Raw genomic sequence first — 22,953 nt, forward strand, 5'->3', positions numbered from 1 at the left:
CTCGATACGCTGGCCCCCATGCGCATTGGAGCACACGTCCGGCTCGACAGCGATCCGATCGGCTTCGGTGAGAAACTCGGCGCCGATGTCATCCAGCTGTTCGTCGTCGACCCGCAGAGCTGGGACAAGCCGGCCCCGCATCCGCGGACCGAGGAGATCCTCGCGAGTCCGATCGATGTGGTGGTGCACTCGTCCTATCAGATCAATGTGGCCAGCCTGAACAACCGCCTGCGCATGCCTTCGCGCAACGCGGTCGCGCAGCAGGCGAAGGCCGCCGCCGAGATCGGCGCGTTCGGCCTGGTCGTGCACGGCGGGCACGTCCGCTCCGACGCCGAACTTGAGACCGGAATCGACAACTGGCGCAAGCTGTTCGAACGCCAGCAGGACAAGGGCGGCTTCGCGGTGCCGATCCTGATCGAGAACACCGCAGGCGGCAACCATGCCATGGCGCGGCACTTCGATTCGATCGGCCGGCTCTGGGACGCGGTCGGCGATTTCGGCGCAGGCTTCTGCCTGGACACCTGCCACGCCTGGGCGGGCGGTGAGGATCTGGTCGGCGTCGTCGAGCGGATCAAGGCGATCACCGGCCGAATCGACCTGGTACACCTGAATTCCTCACGCGATGAGTTCAATTCGGGCGCGGACCGACACGCCAACTTCGCCGACGGCACCATCGATCCGCAACTGCTGGCCGAGGTATGCCGGACGGCGGACGCACCGGTCATTCTGGAGACCCCCGCCGAGGGCGTCGCCGACGATCTGGCGTACCTGCGCGAACACCTCGGCTGACCGGCCTTCGTCGGATGGCGCAGTGTGGCGGGGTCGGCGGGCGTCCTTGGGATCACGGCGACGAAAACCCTGGTGAGGCTCCTGGTTTCGGTGGTGTGCTCGATGGTGCATCAACCGATCTCAACCAGCGAAGGTGATCCCATGACGGTCGACTACGCCACCACAACCGCCACCGTGACCAAACTCGGCGCCCGTATCGGCGCTCAGGTCGACAACGTCCGCTTGGGCGGCGATCTGGATCCGGCCACCGTCGAGGTTATTCGGCGCGCGCTGGTCGAGAACAAGGTCATCTTCTTCCGCGGGCAGGATCACCTGACCGAGGACGGGCAGTACGAGTTCGCGCAGTTGCTCGGCACCCCGACCACCCCGCACCCGACGGTCACCTCGCACGGCGTCAAGAGCCTGGCCATCGACTCCGAGTACGGCCGCGCCAACAGCTGGCACACCGACGTCACCTTCGTCGACCGGATCCCGAAGGCCTCCATCCTGCGCGCGGTCCACCTGCCGTCCTACGGCGGCTCGACCACCTGGGCCTCCACCGTCGCCGCCTACGAATCGCTGCCCGAACCGCTCAAGCGCCTGGCCGAGAGCCTGCGGGCCGTGCACACCAACGTCTACGACTACGCCGCCGTCAATGTCGAGCGCAGCAACCCGAATACCGACGCCTACCGCGCCGAGTTCCAGTCCGACTACTACGAGACCGAGCACCCGGTGGTGCGGGTGCACCCCGAGACCGGCGAGCGCGCACTGCTGGTCGGGCACTTCGTCAAGCATTTCGTCGGCGTCTCCACCAGCGAGTCGCAGGCGCTGTTCCGCCTGTTCCAGGACCGGGTGACCCGGCTGGAGAACACCACCCGCTGGACCTGGCAGACCGGTGACGTCGCCATCTGGGACAACCGCGCCACCCAGCATTACGCCATCGACGACTACGACGACCAGCCCCGCAAGCTGACCCGGATCACCCTGGCCGGCGATATCCCGGTCGGCGTGGACGGTGTACCGAGCACGGCGCTGCAAGGCAATGCCGAGCACTACTCGATCGTCGAGGAAGTAACCCGCGCCGCCTGACAGCTGACCGCCGGTTACCGCAGATGAGGGGACCGGCGGTGATCATCGGGAGCCGAGCGCCAGCGAGGCTGGTAATCGCAATTGGGCGCGCCAGCGACCAATCCGCTGCGGAGTCCGCGGCGGACCACGAAAGCCGAGCGCCAGCGAGGTGTCGTGGTGCGCCGCCCGCCGGGGTGGCGCGATGGTACACACTGATCCCATGAGCATCAGCCCGCTGGACGGGGTTCGCGTCCTGGAACTCGGCAACTACATCGCCGCGCCGACCGCTGGTCGCATCCTCGGCGATTTCGGTGCCGAGGTGATCAAAGTGGAGCGGCCCAAGGCCGGAGATGAGCTGCGCAATTGGCGGCTCTACGGCGGCGATACCTCGATGCTGTACCGCACCATCAACCGGAACAAGAAGTCGATCACGCTGGATCTACGCACGGAGGCGGGCCGCGGCATCGTCCTCGATCTGCTGCGGCAGTGTGACGTGCTGCTGGAGAACTTCCGTCCGGGCATGCTCGAGAAGTGGGGCCTGGGCCCCGAGGTGCTCGACGAGGTCAATCCGAACCTGGTGATCACCCGGATCTCCGCCTACGGACAGACCGGGCCGCTTGCCGCGCGGCCCGGTTTCGCCGCGGTCGCCGAGGCGGTCGGTGGTCTGCGCGAACTCGTCGGCGATCCGGATCGGCCGCCGGTGCGGGTCGGCGTGTCCATCGGCGATTCGATCGCGGGCATCTACGCGGCCTTCGGGACGGTGATGGCACTGTTCCAGCGCGAGCGCAAGCCCGATGCGGCATCCATCCCGCTGGGCGAGCGCATCATCGACGTCGCGCTCAACGAGGCGATCCTGTCGGTGATGGAATCGCTCGTCCCCGACTACCTTGCCTACGGCATCAACCGTGCGCGGGTCGGCGGACGCATGGAAGGCATCGCGCCGAGCAATGCCTACCCGACCAGCGACGGCGCGAGCATCATCATCGGCGGCAACGGCGATGCCATCTTCCAGCGCTATATGGAGGTGATCGGCCGCCCTGATCTGGCCGCCGATCCAGAACTGCGGGACAACGCCGGACGCTGGCGCCACCGCGAACGGCTCGACGCGTCGATCGCCGAATGGAGCGTGCGGCACACTCGAGACGAGGCGCTGAAGCTGCTCGAGGCGGCGGCGATCCCGTGCGGCCCCATCTACACCGCGGCCGATATCGTCGCCGACGAACAGTACAAGGCCCGCAATATGATTCAGCACTTCCCGGTGGATGTCGGTGCGCCGCAACCGAAGACGGTCGGCTTCCCCGGCATCGTCCCGGTGATCGGCGAACAGTCCCTGCCCATCCGCAACGTCGGTCCCGATCTCGGCGAGCACACCCGCGAGGTGCTGTCGGAACTGCTCGGTATGACCGATACCGAGATCGACGGGTTGGCGGTGCGATGACCCGGCGAGTTTACGGCCGCAGGCGGCCCCCCGGCCGCAGTGCGTATGAGCTGCGGGCGCCCGGCCACGCCCGCCCCACGGTGCACCCCACCCCCGCGACGAACGAAAAGCCCTGCGGCGGTGTGATGTGCGTGCCGCCGCAGGCACGCCAGACACCGCCCCACCCCGCGCGGGAGGAAGAATGATCGGCTCGGCGCTGCTGCGCGATGTCACCCTGCGCGACGGACTGCAGCTGACCGGAAAGGTGCTGCCGGTCGAGCGCAAGGTGGATATCGTCCGCCGCCTGCTCGCCCTCGGCGTGCCCGCACTGGAGATCGGGTCGATGGCCCGCCCCGATCTGGTCCCGCCGATGGCCAACACCATGGAACTCATCGCCGCGCTGACTCCCGAAGAGTTGCAGAGCTGTTGGGTCTGGGTGGCCACGCCGCGCCACGTCGAGAAGGCCGCCGCGGTGGGTGTGCGCAACTTCCAATACTGTTTCTCCGCCTCGGACGCGCACAACAAGGCCAATATCGGCCGCAGCACCGAGGACAGCGTCGCCGCCATGCCGGCTGCCGTCCGCCTGGCACACGAGGCGGGTGGCGAGATCCAACTCTGCCTGGCCACCAGCTTCACCTGTCCCTTCGACGGACCGGTGGCGCCCGAGCGCGTCCTCGCCATCGCCAACGACCCGCGCACCGAGGGCGCCGCCGATATCGTCATCGCCGACACCCTCGGCCAGGCGCACCCCACCCAGGTGTTCGACCTCATCACGGCCGTCCGCGAACGAACCCCCAACCGCCGCATCGTCTTCCACGGCCACGACACCTGGGGCATGGGCGTCGCCAACACCCTTGCCGCCCTGCAGGCCGGAGCCACCATGGTCGACGGCTCCCTCGGTGGCCTCGGCGGCTGCCCCTTCGCCCCCGGCGCCAGCGGCAACACCTCCAGCGAAGACATCCTCTTCGCCGCCCGCCCGGACTGGTTCACGCCGACGACGCTGGCCGCTCTCGTAGAACTCACCGAAGACCTACTCGCCGAACTGAACGAACCCAACCGCTCCCGCACCGCCGAAGGCGCCCGCTCCAAGGCCGAAGCCTTCGAATGGGTTATCTGACCCGTAGCCTGCAATAACGACACGGACGGCGGCACCAGCCTCGGTCAAGTCGACGCACGGGGCGACATCGGATTCGGTTGCGCGAGGCAGTAATCCGGCGGCATCGGGGAAGCGCAGCGCGCCGAGGCGGTAGAGGCGGGTGGAGTATGCCTGCTCGTATCCGGACAATGAACGCTCCGACGAACCATCGTCCTAACAGTGGAGCTGGGTCGCACGGTTCCACTGGAACCGGGGACCGGCTACGCCATCCGCGAAAGCGGTCCCTCGGTCGCCTATGCCCTCAACCTTGCGTACCCAGCCGGTCACCGACCAAACTGCAGCACGTCCTCATGACCATTTCGGCGACACCAACTCACGATGTATCGAGCATGCAGGCCACACCAGCGATAGACCACCCCGACGGTCATCGGAAGATCTGGATCATGTTCGCCCCGTTGCTCGATGATCGGGCCTAGATAGGCGCTGGTCACTTTATTCGCGGTGTTGATCCCGACTCGGGCAGCCGTTGCCAGGGTCGAGGTATCGGATGCCCGTCCTGCCGCGATGGCTCCTGCCAGTCGCCCGGCCGTAGTGCCCCGTCGGTCACCGAAGAACTCGTAAAGTGATCGGGGCCTGAACAAAGGCTTCAGATCATAACGACGCCCCACCGCAGCTTCCCTAATCGCATCCAGCAGCGGAGGCACCCCAGAGGATTTCAAATAGATGCCCACTGCCTCGGCTGGACGCAGACGTGCTTCATCTAAGTGATCGCGCTCCATACTGTGCCCTTGCGCGGCGAGCAGGACAGCCGCTTGCCGTTCTTCGCATCGAAGTATGTCCAGAACATCAAGACCATCGAACGTAAGCTCCAGACTGGGGTTGTTCCAGATCAGATCGGCGAGCACGACGTCGAACCGGACTCTGTTGGCAATGTATTGCCGCACAGTCGCCGGATCAACGGCTACCTTAACCGTCGATCCTGTAAAGGTGGCTGACAGGGTCGGCTCGATCACTGCTCCCAACGGTGAAGCAACCAGAATCCGCATCGGCGATTCTACGGGCACAATATTGCTCCTAATTCAGCCGACCGGGCAAGATCGAGCCATCTGTGGTTCATGCCGGGCAAACTTGTGCTTGACACCCGGAAATCAGGCACACAGCCACACGAATTTACCACGGAGACAGCGGATGATGGAGTGGCTGTCGCAAGCTGGTGCACTGCCAGACTTCTACTGCGGCCACACAGGAGGAAACATGAAGAACCGTAAGAACAAGGTTCAGTCGTACACAACCCTCAGCCCTAAGCGCCCCATAAAGCTGATGTACTAGGGCACAATTTGTGTGGGCGCGAATTGTAAACTGAATTTTCGCGCCCATGCAATGCCCCGACGACCGCGCCGGTACGGCTATCCCCGAACCGTTACCATAGCAAGCATTGTCGATCTAATGAGGGTGAATCACGAGTGGCAAGTAAAATTCTGCCGTCGCAAGCTCAACACAGAATACCCCGCTGGTCAACGTACCGGCCATACTTGGACTTCGGCCCGGCCGTCAGTAATGCTCCATTCCACGTGGTCGGATTAGACTGGGCCATCGATGATGCTATCAACGGTACTAATCATCCTGAAATCCAGGCCTCTGTCAATGAATCATTCCGCGATGAGCTAACGATATCGCCGTTGACCGCGTACTCCGTTGATCACCCGAAGGACGTGCCGAGAGATCTTATCAGTAATAGAGGGCGAGCGTTCATCGACGTCCTCGAGTCCCACGGGCGCGATATCTACCCGGATGGTTTGCGGGCGTGTTGGGCGTTAAGTAAGATGGGATACCATCATTTAGTTCTAGAAATTGTACCTGACGATGTCTCACGCGACCTATCGTCTGCGTCATCATCGGTGGATATTGAATTTGCATATCTGCGCACCTGGGCGATGTTCAGGTGCTGGCTCGATGATCCGAGGATACCGTACCGGGTCCAGTCATTCGAGGATATCGCCCTACACGCACCGGTGTCACGACCCAAATTGCATGCCGCCTACCAGGTAGTCATGCAGACCGCGAAGTTCAGCGGCGACCGCGCGAAATGCGGCGAGTGGCAAGAGCGGCACGCGAAGATTCTTTCAGACATCAGCCTAGATCTCGAGCCGCCAGAAATAGCGCGTTTAACGAGTCGGTTCCATCGTGTCGGCGGCTTTCTCCCCCAAATGGACGCCGATGCCGATGGCGTCGAGCGTGAGATGACCCTCGCCGAGCGCGCAATCCGGGACGCACCGGCTCCGGATGAATTCGAAGAAACCGCCCGACTCGAAATGCTATTTCCCTGCATAGAAAGTCGAATGCGCGAGTCGTTATGGCGTGGCGATCTCGACAGCGCAACGAGTCGGGCCGAGGAGTACATCAACATCAGACCAACCGATCCGAAGGGCTGGTCATACCGAGCCGATATCCTCGTGGAACAGGCGCACTTCAATGCCGCAGCCGCGAACTTCGCAATGGCCGCTGCACTCGCGCCGCCAGGACGAAGCATTGCGCTGTACATGCGTGCGCAATGTCTACAACAGGTCGGCGATGATGAAGGGGCACTTCTTTCATTGCTAGACTGCATAGAGGCTGATCCCCTCGCAATCGGCGCAGTCGCCGCAACAGCCGATCTTTCTACTCGAATGGGACGCAAGGAGATAAGCACCTGGTGCTCGACCCGATTGGAAGAGTTGGTCGCAATGTCCAGGGAAGACCATATTCCGTCGATACCCGAGCCGTACCAGAAATACTGATCCTGATCAACGGAGTTGGAAACAAGCATGACGATGCCAATAGCAGGCCATTCGTGGCCGCCGGACTGGTGGGAGAATGTTGAGGACGCCGATGGCGCCGGGCATGCACTTTCCACCGAGGCGGCCTATCATCTGGCCGAACGCGCCAGGAAAGCAGTGCCAGTCACGCGCGTTCACCGTTTGACAGATTTGGGATCAGTCAAAATTCCGGTATGGGCCGCGGTCACGCCGTGCACGAAAGACCTCACGGTTCACTTGGGCAAAGGTAGCAGCGACACACTAGCCGAGTTGAGCGCTATCTTCGAAGGAATTGAGCGATTCAGCGCCGAGAACGTACCTGCACACCAGATCGTGAGCACCGATGAGGACATCGACCTCCGCCGAGAAGTCATACGCAGATTGAGACTGCCTCATATAGAAGCCGAGCTGCTGTCCGACCAGTGGGTCCATGCATGGGATCTGATTCGACACGAGCACACCAGCCTGCCCGCTAAGACGGTACTGTCTCCAGTTGTCGTAGATGGCGTCTATAGAGCCGACACCACCGGGTTGGCTTCCGGAGGTCACCACATTGAGGCTGTGCTACATGGCATATACGAATTGATCGAACGGGATGCCGTCGCAGCATTGGAATTCGACCAACAGTTCGGCAATCGTAGCCGACGATATCGCCCGCAGATACTCCACCTGCAAGAGCACCCGGAGCTCGCATCAATTATCGATCGCATCACGTACGCTGGATTTTCGATATCCGCATTCGGACTAGATGCAGTCGGTCGAACGGCTACGTATTGCGTCTACCTAATAGATCGCATCGGCGCCAACTCGATCGGACATCCGTCGGTGTTCATGGGTGCCGGGTCCGCCAAATCGGGTTCTCGTGCCCTGACGCGCGCAGTATGTGAAGCAGTCCAATCATACGCGGGCTTTACTCTCGGCGCCCGGGAAACATTCGAAGGGTGGTCTGAGGATATCATGGATGACGACGAGAAAATTGAATCTCGTCAGACATATCTGCTCAACCTATTAGATGCAACAAGTGCGCCGCCGGAGAGATCCGCAGCGTTGAGCGGACCCGAGTACGACTCCCTCCTGGAGGAATTGGAGAACTTGATCGACAGATTGCGGGACGATGGTGCAGAAGACATATTCATCGCAGATCTCACAAGACCGGACCTACATGTACCGGTCATTCGCGCAGTAATTCCCTGCCTTGCCCGCCCTCATGGCGCAACATTGTTTCCGACAAGCTTGAGACTCTACGCGCGGATGCTGGATTACCATGTCTGACATAATATTTGTGGGATCATCGCTCGCGCAAGAGGAAGCGAAACAGCTGCATCCAAATGCGCAGATAATGGATCCCGTTCGACGCGGGGAACTCAACGGGTTAGTACTGGGCGATCCAGACACGCCATTTCGCATCTTAGTGGTCGACGGCATCTTCAGCGGTGCATCCGCACCGTCTCCCAGCGAATTCGCGGACCTGAGCTCCCGCCAGCGCGTTTCGCTATATGGGTGCTCCAGCATGGGAGCCGTCCGCGCTGTTGAGTGTGAGCCGGCGGGCATGCGTGGCACCGGAACCGTTTTCCATGGATTTCGATCGGGAATTCTTCGTGACGACACTGAGGTGGCGGTAGCCGTAGATCCCGACAGTGGGTTCAGGTCCGTCACCGTAGCTCTCGTAGACATCAGGTGGTATATCGCCAAACGACGGCGCTCTGCCGGCTTATCCGCGAAGCAGTGCAAAATGATTACGGAAGAAGCCGAACGCATCCACTTTCTTGAGCGTTCAAAGTCCGCAATCCGAGCCATGGCGAGCGCAGCTGAGCTCGACGTCCGTTTCTGGGATCCGCTATTCCACTCAGGAGGCGTCAAGCGCCTCGACGCTATTCGGGCTATTCGAAGAATGGCTGCGACAACTACTGCGTACGAATCAACAATCGCACACTCGAAGACAATTCCGGGACCGCGACCACTTCGCTACATCGACCCGATTCGATCAGACCCGACAACGCAAACGGTCTCTTTCCTAGATTGGTTCATCGGCTCAGGAAAGTATCAACACTGGTTGTGGCCGATTGTCATCGCCAATGCAGGTCTCGTCAGCAACGATATGAAACTGCCGAACGATACAGAGAGCTCGAGGGCCTTCGCCTCCAGAGTAATGCGGGGTCTTATTGCACTGGAAGCCGATACATTGGAGCCACTTATCATCGCCGAACTCGAGTATATGGGGGACTATGCCGCTTGCCGGTTCGAATGGATCGCTGAGCTGAATCTTGCCGCCGAGTGTGGATCGCCCTCATCCGAGGATCTGGCTTTTGCCAAGGAAGAGATCGCGATCGCGCACGGATTCGATTGTTGGGCCGAGATTCGCGCTGCTGACACAGATGGACTCATATATGATTTTTTGCCCACATCGACTGTCGAGCAGGCAGTCCGTCTCCGTGGGGCGGCCCGCACTGCGGCGCGGGCCTTGAGTCCACGAATTCTGCGATGATCCACTGAGAGAGGAGCAAAAGGGCGATCGCTCCTCCCCCAACGCTCGGGACCACAGCTAGCGAGCGGCGATGGATTCGCCGTCCAGCTTGACGAACAGTGGCTTGATCGGTTGCAACTCAATATCGGTGACAAGAGCAGGCCGTTCCCATGCCAAAGCCCCTGCGATTCCCAGTGCGTCGAGAACCTTTCTGCTCGAGGCCGGCAGAAATGGCGACAGGCCGAGTGCAAGGCCGGTCAACGCGCACAGAACGTTGGACACTACCTGCGCAGCCGCTTGCGCATCATGCTTCCGCAACGTCCATGGCGCAGCATCGCTCAGGTAAGCATTGGTGTCCTGAACTGCGGTAAGCATTATCCGCAGCGCACGTCGGATCTCAACAGACTCGAATGCTTTGGCGGATTCGACGAGTGCGGAATCGACTACCGCCATCAAGTTCGAATCCTCGGCTGAGGACAGTTGCGATGGATTCGGCGTCCGGCCGTCGAGCTGCCCGACTGCAAGCGCGAATGTGCGACTGACGAGATTGCCCCAACCGTTCGCGAGCTCGGTATTCACTCGTTCGACGAGCAGATCTTCGGTCAGTTCAGTGTCATCCGCTTCGGGCAAAAGAGTTGCCAAGCCGTACCGCAGAGCGTCGGTGCCGAAGGCCTTCGCATAGTCGACTGCAGGTTTGCCAAGGCCAGCCGATTTGGATGCCTTCTTGCCGCCGAGGAGAACATAATTGTTGGCCGGCACATTGGTTGGCAAGTTCAGACCTTGATGGGCAATAAGCATAGCGGGCCAGATCACTGTGTGGAACGGAATATTGTCCTTGCCCACAAAATAATACGACGCGGTATCGGGACTCACCCACCAGTCGTGCCAGTCGAGCCCGTTCTTATCAGCGTACTCGATGGTAGCCGACAAGTACCCCATCACAGCCTCGAACCAAACATACACCCGCTTGTTCGCATTCAGGCCCAGCCATTCGGGAACAGGAACACCCCAGTCGAGGTCCCGGGATATCGCGCGGTCATGGAGTCCACTGCCAACAAATCCTTCCGTCCATTTCTTGACGTGATTTCTCCATCCGATCTTTGGTCGCACCCATTCGAGTAATGCGTTCTCAATATTCGATAGGCGAAAGAACGCGTGCTGAGATGTACGTAGAACTGGCTCGCTGCCAGATATCTTGCTGATTGGACTTATCAGATCGGTTGGATCAAGAGTTCGTCCACAATTCTCGCATTGATCGCCGCGCGCGTCCTGGTACTTACAATGCGGACACTGACCTTCGACGTATCGGTCAGGCAAGAAACGGTGAGCGATCGGATCGAAATACTGCTCCGTTTCCTTCTGGTAGATATAGCCATTCTTATCGAGAGTCGCGATGAACGATTGAACAACATTACGATGATTCTCGGTTGCGGTGGATGTGAAGATATCGAATGAAATATCGAGAACATTCCACAGCTCATCGAACTTTGCGGAGTATCGATCAACGATCGACTGCGGTTCGAGCCCCTCCGCTTCGGCGCGGACGAGAATTGGAGTGCCGTGGGCATCGCTCCCGGAAACCATAAGTACATCGCAACCCTTGAGTCGCATGTATCTGGCGAATATATCCGCTGGCAAATAAGCCCCCGCCACATGGCCAAGGTGTAATTCCCCGTTGGCGTAAGGCCATGCGACACATACGAGAACCCGCTGTTTGACTTCACCTTCACTCAATGATCGTTCTCCTGAACTTTCCGGTAAGGATGGATCATGGTCTGGCCGACTGGCCTGTCAAGTTCGCGGACCCGTCTACAGTCCGAGAGATGTTGCCATTTCGGCTGCGTGCGGCGTCTGTTCCCAGGTAAAATCAGGATCTTGCCGCCCAAAGTGCCCGTACGATGCGGTTTTGTAGTATATCGGCCTCCGCAGGTCGAGATCGCGAACGATCGCAGCTGGCCGAAGATCAAATATATCGTCAACTACTTCCGAAATGAGTTTTCGATCAACTCGCTCGGTACCAAAGGTGTCGATCATGAGCGATACCGGCCTTGCGACACCGATAGCATAGGAAACTTGCACTTCACATTTCGTGGCAGCACCAGCGGCAACGATATGTTTCGCTACCCATCGCATAGCATACGCCGCCGACCGGTCTACTTTCGACGGATCCTTTCCTGAGAATGCTCCGCCACCGTGCCGACCGACACCTCCGTACGTATCCACGATTATTTTCCGACCAGTGAGGCCCGCGTCGGCATACGGTCCACCGAGGACGAATTTTCCAGTAGGGTTGAGCAGAAACGTGACATCAGGGTCCCGTAGATCCTCAGGCAGAGACGGCATCACCGCTTTGTCGAGCAGCGCCTGCCGAAGATCAGGGTCGACATCGATATCCGGATCATGCTGGACGGATATGACGACTGTCGAAATAGCGGTTGGCCGACCTGCGACATATTCGACTGAAACCATAGCCTTCGAATCGGGGCGGAGCCCGGCGACAACCGCGTTCCTGCGTGCCTCGGACGTCGCCTTGGTGAGCCTGTGGGCAATCGCGATCGGCGTTGGCATCAGCTCAGGCGTTTCGTCACAAGCGAATCCGTACATCATCCCTTGATCGCCCGCGCCCTGTTCATCGAAACTTTCTCCGTCAACTCCTTGGGCTATGTCAGGCGACTGCTGGACCAGGGCCTGCAATATTTGTAGATTTCCTGGCGCGCACGCGAAGGAATCATTGAAGGCTTCGGGCGAATACTCGATTCTTGCGAGCGTGTCGGCAACGATTTGCCCCACATCCACCCGAGCGGTTGTCGTCAACTCACCTGCCACCAGCACAAGATTCGATTTCAGTGCGGTTTCGACCGCCACCCGTGCGGCCGGGTCGGTACGGAGACAAGCGTCAAGGACGCCATCCGAAATTTGATCGGCAATCTTGTCTGGATGACCTTCGCTGACCGATTCACTGCTTATGTAGTGCGTCATGTAGTGGTTCTTCCCGCCGACTGTGAAACACCGGCCAATATTTCGCACCTGCCAGAACGCTGATTTTGACCCAGCAACGGTAGTAGCTCAAAGCCTGTCTGTCTCGGACGCTGCCAGTATGCCGGGCATTGCTCGCCGATACAGCTAGCAGGATCGCACGCCGGACTAGCATATTGGTGTGATCAGCTCAGTATTCAGCTGTGGCGGCAAGATGTTGCCTACTGGGCGGCAGTGGATAGGCGACCAGGCGGCTTCCCCCTTCCCGGTCGGCCGTCCAGCGGCGGCTTAAAGTTCGAGTTCCGCACAGCGAAGTCTCCTCAGACAGCGCGGCATCGGATTCGGTTGCGCGACGCGGCAATCCGGCGGCGTCGGGGGAAGCACGGCGCACCAAGTGGGAAAAGGCGAACACCACGCCGTCGGTCTCGACACCACCGGGAAACGACTGTTCGACAAGGCATTACCGAACGACGAGTCCCGGCTACGAGCGGTGTTCGACCAGCTTGCCGCCCGTGGCCCGCTGCTGATCGTGGTCGACCAGCCCAACACCATCGGTGCGCTGCCGGTCACTGTCGCCCGCGCCTGCGGCCACGACGTCGCCTACCTGCCCGGCCTGTCGATGTGCCGCATCGCCGACCGCTATCCGGGCCAAGCCAAGACCGATTGTGGGCATGATATCCGCGGCGTTCTTCCGGCGGCCTGACCCGAAGACCGATCGGCCGCGTGCCTTCCAGGCGACAAGTCGGCTGTCGGGAGAATGCCGTTCGGTGTCCTCGATCGGGCGCGCTGTGGCCTGATAGGGGCTTGAACTTCCCACCACAGTCCTGCCCGCGCCGCCTCGGAGTCCCGCACGACAGCACTACCGTCGACGCGAGCGCGGCGATCACGAGCAATCATACCCGTTCACGGCGACCGGACCGCGGAAGACACACCGCGCCAACCGAATCCGGGTCGGCCACCACCGTCGCTAGGTCCGCGGCCTATTGCGAGGACTGCAAGCCCCGTGTAACCCGAGGGATCCCGGCGACGACACCAAATCGGCCCGGCCACAGCACCTGCTGCCTATGGTGAGGGATCACAGTCCCCAGGACACCCGAGAGGTCACCGCGCCAGACCCGAACGATCAACCAACGGTTCGATCGTTCGGAGATAAGTAGGGACACGCCCCGTGCAGTTTGCCCCAGCGCTCGGCGAATTCGGTGGCGTCATCGATCACACCCTCGACACCCTCGACACCGTGGGCGACCTCCGCCATCGCATCGGCAACGGCCGCAACACTTCCCGCGGGGAGCGCACCGAGGTATATCCCGCGTCCGGCGGCGCGCATGGCGACACCGACGACCGTCGCATCGTCGTCGTGCACCGACAGGAACCGCGAGTGCTCGGCATCGGTCTGCATGCCGGTCAGGTGATTGGCGATGCCCGTGGTGATCACCGTGTGCCGCAGGGGATCACGCAGCAGGAAGGCCTCGGTGGCCGACCGGAACCGCGCGGCATCGGCGGTGGTCTCGATCCTCATATCGCATCACGCTAGAGCCCGAAAGCCCTGCGCGCTCGTGATTTTCCGGCGTCACCGCAGCCTGGCGACGCCTGGTTCAGCTGGTTCGACCCGCCCCATCGGCGCGTAGCTTCAGCAGGACCAAACCGGCGGTGCACGCCAGAATCAGTCCGGCGACGGTGATTTCGACATGTAGTCCGGCGATGCCGAGTACGGCTCCGACGATGCCGCCGGTGAAAATCAGCCAGGCAAGTATCCGCGACAGCATCGTGGACGTGGTGCGCACTGGCGGGTTCGACACGACTTGCTGCGAAGTTTCCGGGGCCACCGATTCGGCGGCCGTGGCGGAGGCTCGCAACGGAGTTGTCGAGTAAGCTCCCATCATCAACTCCTCGATGACGCCGATCAGAGTATTGCCGTCGCACGAATTCCACCGCGCGTCTCTCATCTAGGTACTGGCGTCTCACGCGTAACTTTGATCACACACGCTACGTCCATGTCGGAGGGTTCGACTGCGACACGTGCCCGCGACACGCCGAAGAGACCAATTCGATATCTGAATTACCAATGTTTAATTTGCGCTGGCGCCGCGGGTGCCCAGCGTGTTCTCACCTGGCCGGAGCGACCGGCCTCGATTATTGTGAGCCCCACTTGAACGACGAGGAGTGTCACCGATGGAGAGCAGCAGGGCCAAGATCGCCGGTCCGGTGATCGCCGCGGGCGCGGTCTCTCTCGGTCTCGTTCTTATCGGCGCCTGCGGGCTCGGCAAGCACGACACCTATGTCGCACCCCCACCGATCAAGTCGGTCGGGGATGCCGCCCCGGTAGTCCGCGACGGCACCACCGCGACAGCGCCGAGAGTGGTCATCCCGCCCTCGCCGAGCTGGCAGGTGGCACCCGCCGGACCGCCGCGCAAGCCGGTCGGCTTCACCGATCCCTCGACCTCGCCGGAGTCGGAGTCGGAGTCCACTACACGAGTGCCGCGGACCATGACGATGCCCGCCACCACCGCGCCCCCACCGATCGTCACCGCGCCCGAGTTCGACCTGCCGACCACCAGGCCGCGGCCGACCACCGATGAGCCGACTACGACTCGACGCCAGGCGACCACGTCAGAGGGTCCGTACGGCGACGACGGATAGCCGACAAACCAACGGCGCGTGCACCATGAGGTGCACGCGCCGCCGTTCGGAGTCCTACAGCTCGGGCAGGTCGTAATCACCGACCTGGCCGGTCAGCACCCGCAGATGCTCCAGCCCGCCACCGAGCGTGCGCTCGATCGCGGTGAGCCTGGCGACGTAATGACTCACCGGATACTCCGCCGTGACACCGATACCGCCGTGCATCTGGATCGCCTCCTGGCCGATGTGCCGAGCCGCGCGCCCCACCTGCAGCCGCGCCCGCGACGCGACCACGGGGTCGTTCGCTCCGTCGGCAATCGATGCGTTCGCGTAGAGGCTCATGCTGCGCGCCAGTTCCAGTGAGACGTACATATTCGCCGCCCGCTGGGTCAGCGTCTGGAACTTCGACAGCGTGACGCCGAACTGCTTGCGTGTCTTCAGATAGTCGGTCGTCAGCCGCAGCGCCTCCTCCATCGCACCGATGGACTCCGCGCACAACGCGGCCTGGGCATGCCCGATGGTCACCTGCACTGCCTCGGCGGCGTCGATATTGTCACCGAGCAATTCGCCGGAGGCCTTGTCGAATTCGATCTGCGCGCCGCGCTGCCCATCGACCGTCCGGTACGACGTGCGCCGCACGCCGGCGGCATCGAGGCCGACCAGGAACAGTCCGGTGCCGCCGGTCGGCAGCACCGCGCTGACCACCAGCTCGTCGGCGCAGTCGCCGTGCGGAACCGGGTTCTTCAGACCCGTCAGCACCCACGAATCGCCCTGCCGCACAGCGGTGGTCGCGAGCTCGGTGGACGGCCAGCGGACACCGGGCTCGGCATGGGCGAACGCGAGCAGCTTGGTGCCGCCGAGGACCTCGGGCAGAATCCGCTGACGCTGTTCGGCACTGCCGACCCGCGCGACCAGACCGCCCGGCACCAGCACCGCGTCCAGCAGCGGCTCCGGCGCGAGCCGGCGCCCGATCTCCTCGAGTACGACCATCGTCTCCACCGGACCGGCGCCGACGCCGCCGTCCTCCTCGGTGAAGCTCAGACCGAGCACGCCGAGTTCGGCCAGCTGGTTCCAGACATCGCGGCTCCAGCCGAGTTCGGTGTCGAGGACCTTCAGGCGGGTCTCGGGATCGTAGTCGCGGGCAAGCAAGTCGCGAACCGTGTCGCGCAGCATGACCTGTTCATCGGTGAGTTCGAAATCCATGGCGGCGCCTCACAATCCGAGGATCGTGGAGGCGATGATGGTGCGCTGCACCTCGCTGGAGCCTCCGTAGATGGTGGTCTTGCGGTAATTCAGGTAGCCGGGACCGCTGCGCTGCGCCCAACCGGGCGAGGCGATGTCCTCGGCGCCGACCGGCAGCGCGTCCTGGCCCGCGATATCGAGCAGCAGTTCGGTGGCGGCCTGCTGCAGTTCGGAACCGCGCAGCTTCAGCACCGACGAGGCCGGATTCGGCTTGCCGTCCGAGGAATTCGACACCACGCGCAACTGGGTGAGCTCCAGCGCGAGCAGTTCGTTCTCCAGCTCCGCGATACGAGCGGCGAACAGCGGATCTTCGAGCAGCGTGCCCGAACCCGATGTCGTCTGGCGCGCGTAATCCTTCGCGACGCCGAGTTTGACCTTGGTGCGGCCGACACCGGTGATGCCGGTGCGCTCGTTGCCGAGCAGGAACTTGGCGTAGGTCCAACCCTGGTTCTCCGCACCGACCAGCTGATCGGCGGGCACCCGCACGTTCTCGAAGAAGACCTCGTTGACCTCGTAGCCGCCATCGATGAGCTTGATCGGGCGGATCGTCACGCCGGGAGACTTCACGTCGAACAGCAGGAAGGAGATGCCCGCCTGCTTCTTCGGTGCGTTCGGATCGGTGCGGACCAGACAGAAGATCCAGTCCGCGTACTGACCGAGCGTGGTCCAGATCTTCTGGCCATTGACGATGTAGGAGTCACCGTCGCGCACCGCGGTGGTGCGCAGCGAGGCCAGGTCGGAACCGGCGTCGGGTTCGGAGAAGCCCTGGCACCACCAGATATCCAGCGCCGCCGTGGCGGGCAGGAAGCGCTCCTTGACCTCCTGGGAGCCGAAGTGCGCGATCACCGGGCCGACCATCTGGGCATTGAAGGTCAGCGGCTCGGGCACCGAGGCCAGCTGCATCTCGTCCTGCCAGAGGTGGCGCTGAATCGGCGTCCAGTCTTTACCGCCCCATTCGACCGGCCAGTTCGGCACGGCTAGACCGTGGTCGTTGAGGATCTTGTTCGCGGTGACGATGTCCGCGCGGGACAGTTCGTGGCCGTACTTGACGCGCTCACGGATGTCGGCGGGAATCTCGGTTCGGTAGAAGTTCCGCAGTTCGTCGCGGAAGCTCACCTCGTCGGGCGTCAAAGATAGTTTCATACACATCTCCCGGTGTGTCTCGTACGTCCGAGTCCAAACCTACCCCCCAGTAATCTCTCATTGTCGACGGGGTCACAGGGGTAGTTCGCGGGTATCCGGCTGCCGAGTCGCACGCCGGATGTCGCATGCCGGATGGTTGGTCGCGACTCCCTGGGCGGCCGCAGCAACGACCTGGTACGTTGTGCTGCACGCGGGTCGGGGATACCCCCGTGGTCGGTATCGAGGAGAACGAGTGAACGGCAGATCCATCGCACGCGCCGCCGCGGCAGTGACAGCTCTCGGCTTCGGTGCGGTCCTGACCCTCACCGGCACGGCGGTCGCCGAGCCCTCTCCCGTCGATACCGGACTCGAACAGCTCACCACCGCCGCCGGTGCCGATCCGGCCGCGCAAGCCGGCGTCGGCGCGCTCGACCAGTTCACCAAGCTGGTGGACGTCGCCGAATTGCACAACGTCGCGGCAGCCTTCACACCCTTCGCGTATGCCGCGCCGACCTTCGGCTGCGGCAGCGTCGGCCCGATCACCACGATCATCGCGGCCGCCTCTACCGACGGCAACACGATCAACGGTGGCGTCGACCCGGTCCCCGGCACCCTGCGATTCAGCGCCACACCGGCGCATTCGGGCTCGCCGCTGTCTTCCGGCCTCGTGGTGGCCTGGCTGAATGTCAATACCGGCGCGAGCGGCCTCACCACCCTCGACGACCGGACCGAACTCGGCCTGCCGACGCTGTCGAAGACCGTGGCCAGCGGCCCCGGCACCGTCATCGCCTCGATGTGGGGCATGATCGACTACCCGTCCGCGCACTGTGTGATGACACCGACGGTCGGGATGTTCTTCGTTCCGAATCTTCCGGTGCAGGCCCCGCCGCCGCCCGCACCCGAGGTCGCACCGGCCGCCGCGGGGGCACCGCAGGCCGCTCCCGCACCTTCGCAGCCCATCGCGGCGCAGGACGAGATCGCCCACCAGACCCCGGCCAACTGAGGCGCGGGGCCCAGCCGGTTCCCTCAGCGCACCTTGCCGAAGAACGCGCGGATGTCGGCGACGTGCATATCCGGGAGTTCCATCGGCACGAAATGGTTTCCGGTATTGCCCTCGGGCCAGTGCGCAATGATGTTGTCGCGCTCGGCAAGTCGCAGCATGAGGGCGGAGCCGCCCGCGTAGACGCCGGTCGGCACCAGCTTTTGCCCTGCGGGCCAGACGAATCCGCCCGCGCCCAAGCCGTTGTACATCGGCCACGACGATGTGCCCGCGGTATTGGTGAACCAGTACAGGCTGATGTTGGTCAGCAGCTGATCGCGGTCCATGACGTCCTCGGCCAGCTCGGCCAGCGGTGTGAATTCGTTGAATTTCTGCATCAACCAGGCCAGCAGGCCGACCGGGGAATCGGTCCACGCGTGCGCGAAAGTCTGTGGCGCGGCATGCAATAGCACGTGATGGTTCACGCCGCCGGTCATCCACCCCTGCATCTGATCCCATTCGGCACGTTCGTCCGGCGCCATGGTCGGCACATCGGCCTCGGTCGGCATGCCGATGCCGCCATCGATATGCACACCGACCACCCGATCCGGTGCGATGCGGGCCATTTCGGGCGCGACGTAGGCACCGAGATCGCCGCCCTGAGTGCCGTAGCGCGCATAGCCGAGCCGGTCCATCAACTCGACCCACATCTCGGCCACCCGGCGCACGGTCATCCCGGTCTCCTTCGGCCCCTCGGAGAACGCGAAACCGGGCACCGACGGGACGACGACATGGAACGCCTGCGCCGCATCCAATCCGTGTGCGCGCGGATCGGCGAGCAGGCCAATGGTTTTGGTGAATTCGACGAACGAGTTGGGCCAGCCGTGGGTCAGGATCAGCGGCAGCGCATCCGGCTCGGGCGAACGCACATGCAGGAAATGCACGTTCAGGCCCTCGATTTCGGTGATGAACTGGGGGAACTCGTTCAACGCCGCCTCTTGGGCCCGCCAGTCGTACCCGGTGCGCCAGTATTCGGCCAGCTCCCGCAGATATTCGACCGGAACGCCGCGCTCCCAGCCCTTACCGGGCAGCTGCGCCGACCAGCGGGTGCGGGCCAGCCGATCGATCAGATCGTCGAGGTCGGCCTGCGGAATGTCGATGCCGAAGGGGCGAATCTCGGTGGTCATTGGTTCTGCTCCTCATTGTCGTGCACTCGGTACGACAACGACCTTAGAATCCATCTAGGACCATCTGTGTCCTAGTTATCTAGAATCCTGAAAATCATGAACGACACCCCCGCCCGCCTGCTGCGCCTGCTTTCACTACTGCAGACGCCACGCGAATGGCCCGGCAGCGAACTCGCCGAACGTCTCGGCGTCACCGACCGCACCGTGCGCCGCGATATCGACCGCCTGCGCGAACTCGGCTATCCGGTCGAGGCGACGATGGGCGCGACCGGTGGCTATCGGCTGGTGGCCGGGGCCGCGATGCCGCCACTGCTGGTCGACGACGAGGAAGCGGTCGCCATCGCGGTCGGATTGCGCGCCGCCGCCGGATCGGCCATCGCGGGCATCGAGGAGGCCTCGGTCCGCGCCCTCGCCAAACTCGAGCAGGTGCTCCCCGCGAAGCTGCGCCGTCGCGTGCGCGCGCTCGGGACCGCGCTGGTGTCCTCCGCCGATGACGGCCCTGTCGTCGACCCCGAGGTGCTGATGGTACTGGCAGCGGCCGTAACCAACAGGGAGCGTGCGCGTTTCGCGTATCGCGGCGAAAGCGGCGTCGAAACCCGCCGCCACGTCGAACCGCTCGGCCTCGTGCCTGCACATCGCCGCTGGTACCTCGTCGGTCACGATATGGACCGCGACGACTGGCGGATCTTCCGCGTCGACCGCATCGACCGACCCCGGCCCACCGGCGCGCGCTATACCCCGCGCGCATTGCCCGCCGCGGATCCGGCCGCCTATCTGGCGGGCCGCCGAACCGATTGGGGCACACCGTCATTCCGTGTCCGCGTGACGATCCAGGCCCCGATCGGCCGCGTCGCGGGCCGTCTCGGCGACTCCCCCGGCGATATCTCGCCCATCGATGACGACTCCTGCCTTTTGGACGCCACTCGCGACGACGACCCGACCTGGTTGGCCCATCGCCTGATCGGTCTGGGCGCTGACTTCCACGTCGACGAACCGCCCGTACTCGTGGACCGGTTGCGCGCCATCGCGATCCGCATCACCGACGCCGTCACCTAGCGCGGAGTTTGCCCATAGCCGAGAGGTTGCACGAGGATAGGAGTCCGATTCCCCGACCGGAGGCCAGTACCGTGCTCGACGCTGACGACGTGCGCCGCATCGCGTTGTCCTTTCCCGAGACCGTGGAGAAGGAACGCTGGCACCATCCCACCTTCGACGTGGCGGGCAAGATGTTCCTCACCCTCCCCGACGATCAGAGCTCCTTCGCCGTGCGCTGTCCCAAACACGACCGGGAAGAACTCATCGCCGCCGAACCGCACAAATTCTGGGTTCCGCGCCATGAAGCCTCGTCATCCTGGGTCCGCGCGCGGCTGTCGGCCCTCGAAGACACCGCCGAGTTGCGCGATATCCTGCTCGACTCCTGGCGGCAGGCCGCGCCCGCCGCCCTCATCGAGGAGTGATCACAGCTCACCGCGTGGATCGGGATGAGCCGATACGTAGTACCAGAGTTCCCAAGGTATTTCAGGTTCGGCGACACGAGCTGTCGGGAAGTCGGCCGGGGTGTCCAGCGCCAAGTCGGCCAGCGCACGATTCACGGCTATATGGAGTTCCAGAGTGAGGCGGCGGCGGCCGGAAGGGCTCAATGCCTGCGCCGTGCGGACGATCGCGCGGACCGTGCGCAAGACGGATTCTGTTGCGGCGGAGACCAGTTCGTAGCATTTGAGCACGGCGTCATCGGGTTCGATAGTCGGGTTCATGAGGGCACCTCCGCAATGCCGACGGCCAGAAGCGCGACTGCACGTCGTTGCAACATGCAACTAGAACCTAGGCGATGTAGTTGCGAATTGCAACGGCTATCGTGGAATCGATGAGACACGACGATCTGCTCGCGAGTAACTGCGCGATCGAGCGCTCCGGTGCCGTACTCGGCGAGCGCTGGGTGATCGCGATCCTGCGCGCCGCCTACTTCCGCGCCCGTACCTTCGAGGACTATCAGCGCAAGACCGGCATCGCGCGCAATATCCTGACCGAACGACTCAACCGACTAGTCGACTACGGCATCCTGGAGCGCCGCGAATACGCCTCGGGCCCCGCGCGCACACTGCACGAGTACCGACTGACCGCGGCGGGCATCGACCTGTATCCGGTCATCGCGGCGATCCTGGCCTGGGGCGAGAAGCACACCGGGCTGATCAACGGCACGCCGACGGAACTGGTGCATCGCGGCTGCGGCGAGGTCACCCACGCCAAGGTGGTGTGCGAATGCTGCGGCGAAGAGCTGCGACCGCATGATGTCGAGGTACGGCCGGGCCCTGGAGCCGAAGATCCCGCGCCCCCATGGGCACCGGTCAAGGTCGACTGAACACAGTCCAGCCACCTTGCGGTTATGCCACGCGCGCGACTTATGTCATGGAGTGTGCTCGATCGCGCAAGATTTGGCAGTATCCACGGATGCCTTTCTTCGACGGAGCGCGTGGCCGGATGCATTATCGGCGATGGACGGTCGACAATCGGGCCGCGGTGGTTGTGCTGCTACCCGGAATGGGCCAGCACAGCGGCCACTACCACCGGTTCGCGCGGGCGACGAAGGCCCTCGGTATCGAGGTCTGGGCGTTGGACACCGCGGGGCACGGGTTGAGCGAGGGCGATCCGAACAATCCCGGAACGCTGGTGGAACTGGTCGTGGACGCGATGCAGCTGGTCGAACTGGTCCGCCACGAACTACCGGGTACGCCGCTGATCCTGATGGGCCACTCGCTCGGAGCGGTCACGGCCTTGGGCATGCTGGGCGCCGCGGTGCCGGATCGCGCCAGCGCGGCCGACGATCTGAGCGGACTGGAGGCGAAGTACCCGCTCACACCGAGCTTGCCGCCGAGCGAGCTGGTCGGGTTGGTGCTGTCCGGCGTGCCGAAGCGCGCACTCGGCGGCGGCGCGCCCGGCGCTGCCGGCACACCGGTGCCGAACACCTTGCCCATCCTCGCCGTGCACGGCGTGGAGGACCGGCGGGCGCCGATCGATGCGATGAAAGTCTGGACTCGGCGCCACGATTGGGTAAGTTTGCGGGAGTACGCCGACGCCGGGCACGACCTGTTGCACGAGCCGGTGCACGCGCGGGTCGCCGCCGACATCGCGGACTGGATGCAGGGTGTCGTCATGGGGTTGGCACGACACCGGTGAGTTGATCACGGCTGCGCGGGCAGCACGATGAGGAAGGGGGCGGCGA

Annotated in this window: 22 protein-coding genes and 1 pseudogene; 14 read left to right on the forward strand and 9 right to left on the reverse strand. The window is 63.1% G+C overall.

The genetic code is table 11. The features are described from left to right. Positions 1–18 precede the first annotated feature (18 nt). The 4 genes from OG874_RS27690 (at position 19) to OG874_RS27705 (ending at position 4,370) form a co-directional block, all read left to right on the forward strand. On the forward strand, positions 19–789 hold the full coding sequence (locus tag OG874_RS27690; protein ID WP_330250043.1) for a deoxyribonuclease IV: 771 nt from the start codon (positions 19–21) through the stop codon (positions 787–789). Between the two features lie 141 nt (positions 790–930). Then, on the forward strand, positions 931–1,857 hold the full coding sequence (locus OG874_RS27695) for a TauD/TfdA dioxygenase family protein (RefSeq protein ID WP_330250044.1): 927 nt from the start codon (positions 931–933) through the stop codon (positions 1,855–1,857). Positions 1,858–2,056: 199 nt separating this feature from the next. Further along, positions 2,057–3,274: a CaiB/BaiF CoA transferase family protein gene (locus OG874_RS27700; RefSeq protein WP_330250045.1), complete on the forward strand. Its 1,218-nt coding sequence runs from the start codon at positions 2,057–2,059 to the stop codon at positions 3,272–3,274. A gap of 181 nt (positions 3,275–3,455) precedes the next feature. Next, the gene (locus OG874_RS27705) at positions 3,456–4,370 is read left to right on the forward strand and encodes a hydroxymethylglutaryl-CoA lyase (protein WP_330250046.1); all 915 of its coding nucleotides are present in this window, start codon (positions 3,456–3,458) and stop codon (positions 4,368–4,370) included. 302 nt (positions 4,371–4,672) lie between these two features. Here the strand turns inward: OG874_RS27705 and OG874_RS27710 are convergent, their stop codons facing one another. Then, positions 4,673–5,395 carry a response regulator gene (locus OG874_RS27710; RefSeq protein ID WP_442943434.1) on the reverse strand — a complete coding sequence of 241 codons (723 nt, stop codon included), beginning with the start codon at positions 5,393–5,395 and terminating at the stop codon, positions 4,673–4,675. Between the two features lie 486 nt (positions 5,396–5,881). On the opposite strand from OG874_RS27710, the gene OG874_RS27715 reads away from it, so the two are divergent. From OG874_RS27715 to OG874_RS27725, 3 genes are all read left to right on the forward strand, one after another. Beyond that, entirely contained in the window at positions 5,882–7,126 is a 1,245-nt protein-coding gene (locus OG874_RS27715) for a hypothetical protein (RefSeq protein WP_330250048.1), read from the forward strand. A gap of 27 nt (positions 7,127–7,153) precedes the next feature. After that, on the forward strand, positions 7,154–8,416 hold the full coding sequence (locus OG874_RS27720) for a YcaO-like family protein (RefSeq protein ID WP_330250049.1): 1,263 nt from the start codon (positions 7,154–7,156) through the stop codon (positions 8,414–8,416). Positions 8,417–8,483: 67 nt separating this feature from the next. After that, entirely contained in the window at positions 8,484–9,629 is a 1,146-nt protein-coding gene (locus tag OG874_RS27725; RefSeq protein ID WP_330257443.1) for a TfuA-like protein, read from the forward strand. A gap of 57 nt (positions 9,630–9,686) precedes the next feature. Here the strand turns inward: OG874_RS27725 and metG are convergent, their stop codons facing one another. Next, positions 9,687–11,342, reverse strand: a complete 1,656-nt coding sequence (gene metG, locus OG874_RS27730; protein WP_330250050.1) for a methionine--tRNA ligase — start codon at positions 11,340–11,342, stop codon at positions 9,687–9,689. Between the two features lie 75 nt (positions 11,343–11,417). Beyond that, positions 11,418–12,587 (reverse strand): methionine adenosyltransferase, encoded by a 1,170-nt coding sequence (metK, locus tag OG874_RS27735; protein WP_330250051.1) that lies wholly within the window; start codon positions 12,585–12,587, stop codon positions 11,418–11,420. A 331-nt stretch (positions 12,588–12,918) separates the two neighbouring features. Between metK and OG874_RS27740 the strand changes: the two are divergent. Next, a pseudogene (locus OG874_RS27740) lies at positions 12,919–13,248 on the forward strand (IS110 family transposase); the annotation flags it as partial. Positions 13,249–13,707: 459 nt separating this feature from the next. Here the strand turns inward: OG874_RS27740 and OG874_RS27745 are convergent. Beyond that, positions 13,708–14,103, reverse strand: coding sequence for a hypothetical protein (locus OG874_RS27745; RefSeq protein ID WP_330250052.1), 396 nt, complete (start codon positions 14,101–14,103; stop codon positions 13,708–13,710). Between the two features lie 76 nt (positions 14,104–14,179). Beyond that, positions 14,180–14,530 carry a hypothetical protein gene (locus OG874_RS27750; RefSeq protein WP_330250053.1) on the reverse strand — a complete coding sequence of 117 codons (351 nt, stop codon included), beginning with the start codon at positions 14,528–14,530 and terminating at the stop codon, positions 14,180–14,182. Positions 14,531–14,756: 226 nt separating this feature from the next. Between OG874_RS27750 and OG874_RS27755 the strand changes: the two genes are divergently transcribed. Beyond that, complete coding sequence (locus OG874_RS27755) at positions 14,757–15,224, forward strand: hypothetical protein (RefSeq protein ID WP_330250054.1); 468 nt, start codon at positions 14,757–14,759, stop codon at positions 15,222–15,224. A gap of 54 nt (positions 15,225–15,278) precedes the next feature. On the opposite strand, the gene OG874_RS27760 is transcribed toward OG874_RS27755, so the two are convergent. Further along, positions 15,279–16,406, reverse strand: coding sequence for an acyl-CoA dehydrogenase family protein (locus OG874_RS27760; RefSeq protein ID WP_330250055.1), 1,128 nt, complete (start codon positions 16,404–16,406; stop codon positions 15,279–15,281). 9 nt (positions 16,407–16,415) lie between these two features. After that, entirely contained in the window at positions 16,416–17,588 is a 1,173-nt protein-coding gene (locus tag OG874_RS27765) for an acyl-CoA dehydrogenase family protein (protein ID WP_330250056.1), read from the reverse strand. Between the two features lie 232 nt (positions 17,589–17,820). Between OG874_RS27765 and OG874_RS27770 the strand changes: the two genes are divergently transcribed. Then, positions 17,821–18,570 (forward strand): hypothetical protein, encoded by a 750-nt coding sequence (locus tag OG874_RS27770; RefSeq protein WP_330250057.1) that lies wholly within the window; start codon positions 17,821–17,823, stop codon positions 18,568–18,570. A 23-nt stretch (positions 18,571–18,593) separates the two neighbouring features. Here the strand turns inward: OG874_RS27770 and OG874_RS27775 are convergent, their stop codons facing one another. Then, positions 18,594–19,733: an epoxide hydrolase family protein gene (locus tag OG874_RS27775; RefSeq protein ID WP_330250058.1), complete on the reverse strand. Its 1,140-nt coding sequence runs from the start codon at positions 19,731–19,733 to the stop codon at positions 18,594–18,596. A gap of 96 nt (positions 19,734–19,829) precedes the next feature. Here OG874_RS27775 and OG874_RS27780 point away from each other — a divergent pair, with 96 nt between their 5' ends. Together OG874_RS27780 and OG874_RS27785 are read left to right on the forward strand one after the other, a co-directional pair. Continuing rightward, positions 19,830–20,789 (forward strand): helix-turn-helix transcriptional regulator, encoded by a 960-nt coding sequence (locus OG874_RS27780; protein WP_330250059.1) that lies wholly within the window; start codon positions 19,830–19,832, stop codon positions 20,787–20,789. 71 nt (positions 20,790–20,860) lie between these two features. Beyond that, positions 20,861–21,190, forward strand: a complete 330-nt coding sequence (locus OG874_RS27785; protein ID WP_330250060.1) for an MmcQ/YjbR family DNA-binding protein — start codon at positions 20,861–20,863, stop codon at positions 21,188–21,190. Here the strand turns inward: OG874_RS27785 and OG874_RS27790 are convergent, their stop codons facing one another. Next, a complete protein-coding gene (locus OG874_RS27790) occupies positions 21,191–21,487 on the reverse strand; it encodes a hypothetical protein (RefSeq protein ID WP_330250061.1) in 297 nt (98 codons plus the stop codon). Positions 21,488–21,597: 110 nt separating this feature from the next. On the opposite strand from OG874_RS27790, the gene OG874_RS27795 reads away from it, so the two are divergent. Both OG874_RS27795 and OG874_RS27800 read left to right on the forward strand, forming a co-directional pair. Continuing rightward, positions 21,598–22,092, forward strand: coding sequence for a winged helix-turn-helix transcriptional regulator (locus OG874_RS27795; protein ID WP_330250062.1), 495 nt, complete (start codon positions 21,598–21,600; stop codon positions 22,090–22,092). 89 nt (positions 22,093–22,181) lie between these two features. After that, a complete protein-coding gene (locus tag OG874_RS27800) occupies positions 22,182–22,907 on the forward strand; it encodes an alpha/beta hydrolase (RefSeq protein WP_330250063.1) in 726 nt (241 codons plus the stop codon). Positions 22,908–22,953: the final 46 nt, after the last annotated feature.

The sequence above is a fragment of the Nocardia sp. NBC_00565 genome (genome assembly GCF_036345915.1).
Taxonomy (GTDB): Bacteria; Actinomycetota; Actinomycetes; order Mycobacteriales; family Mycobacteriaceae; genus Nocardia.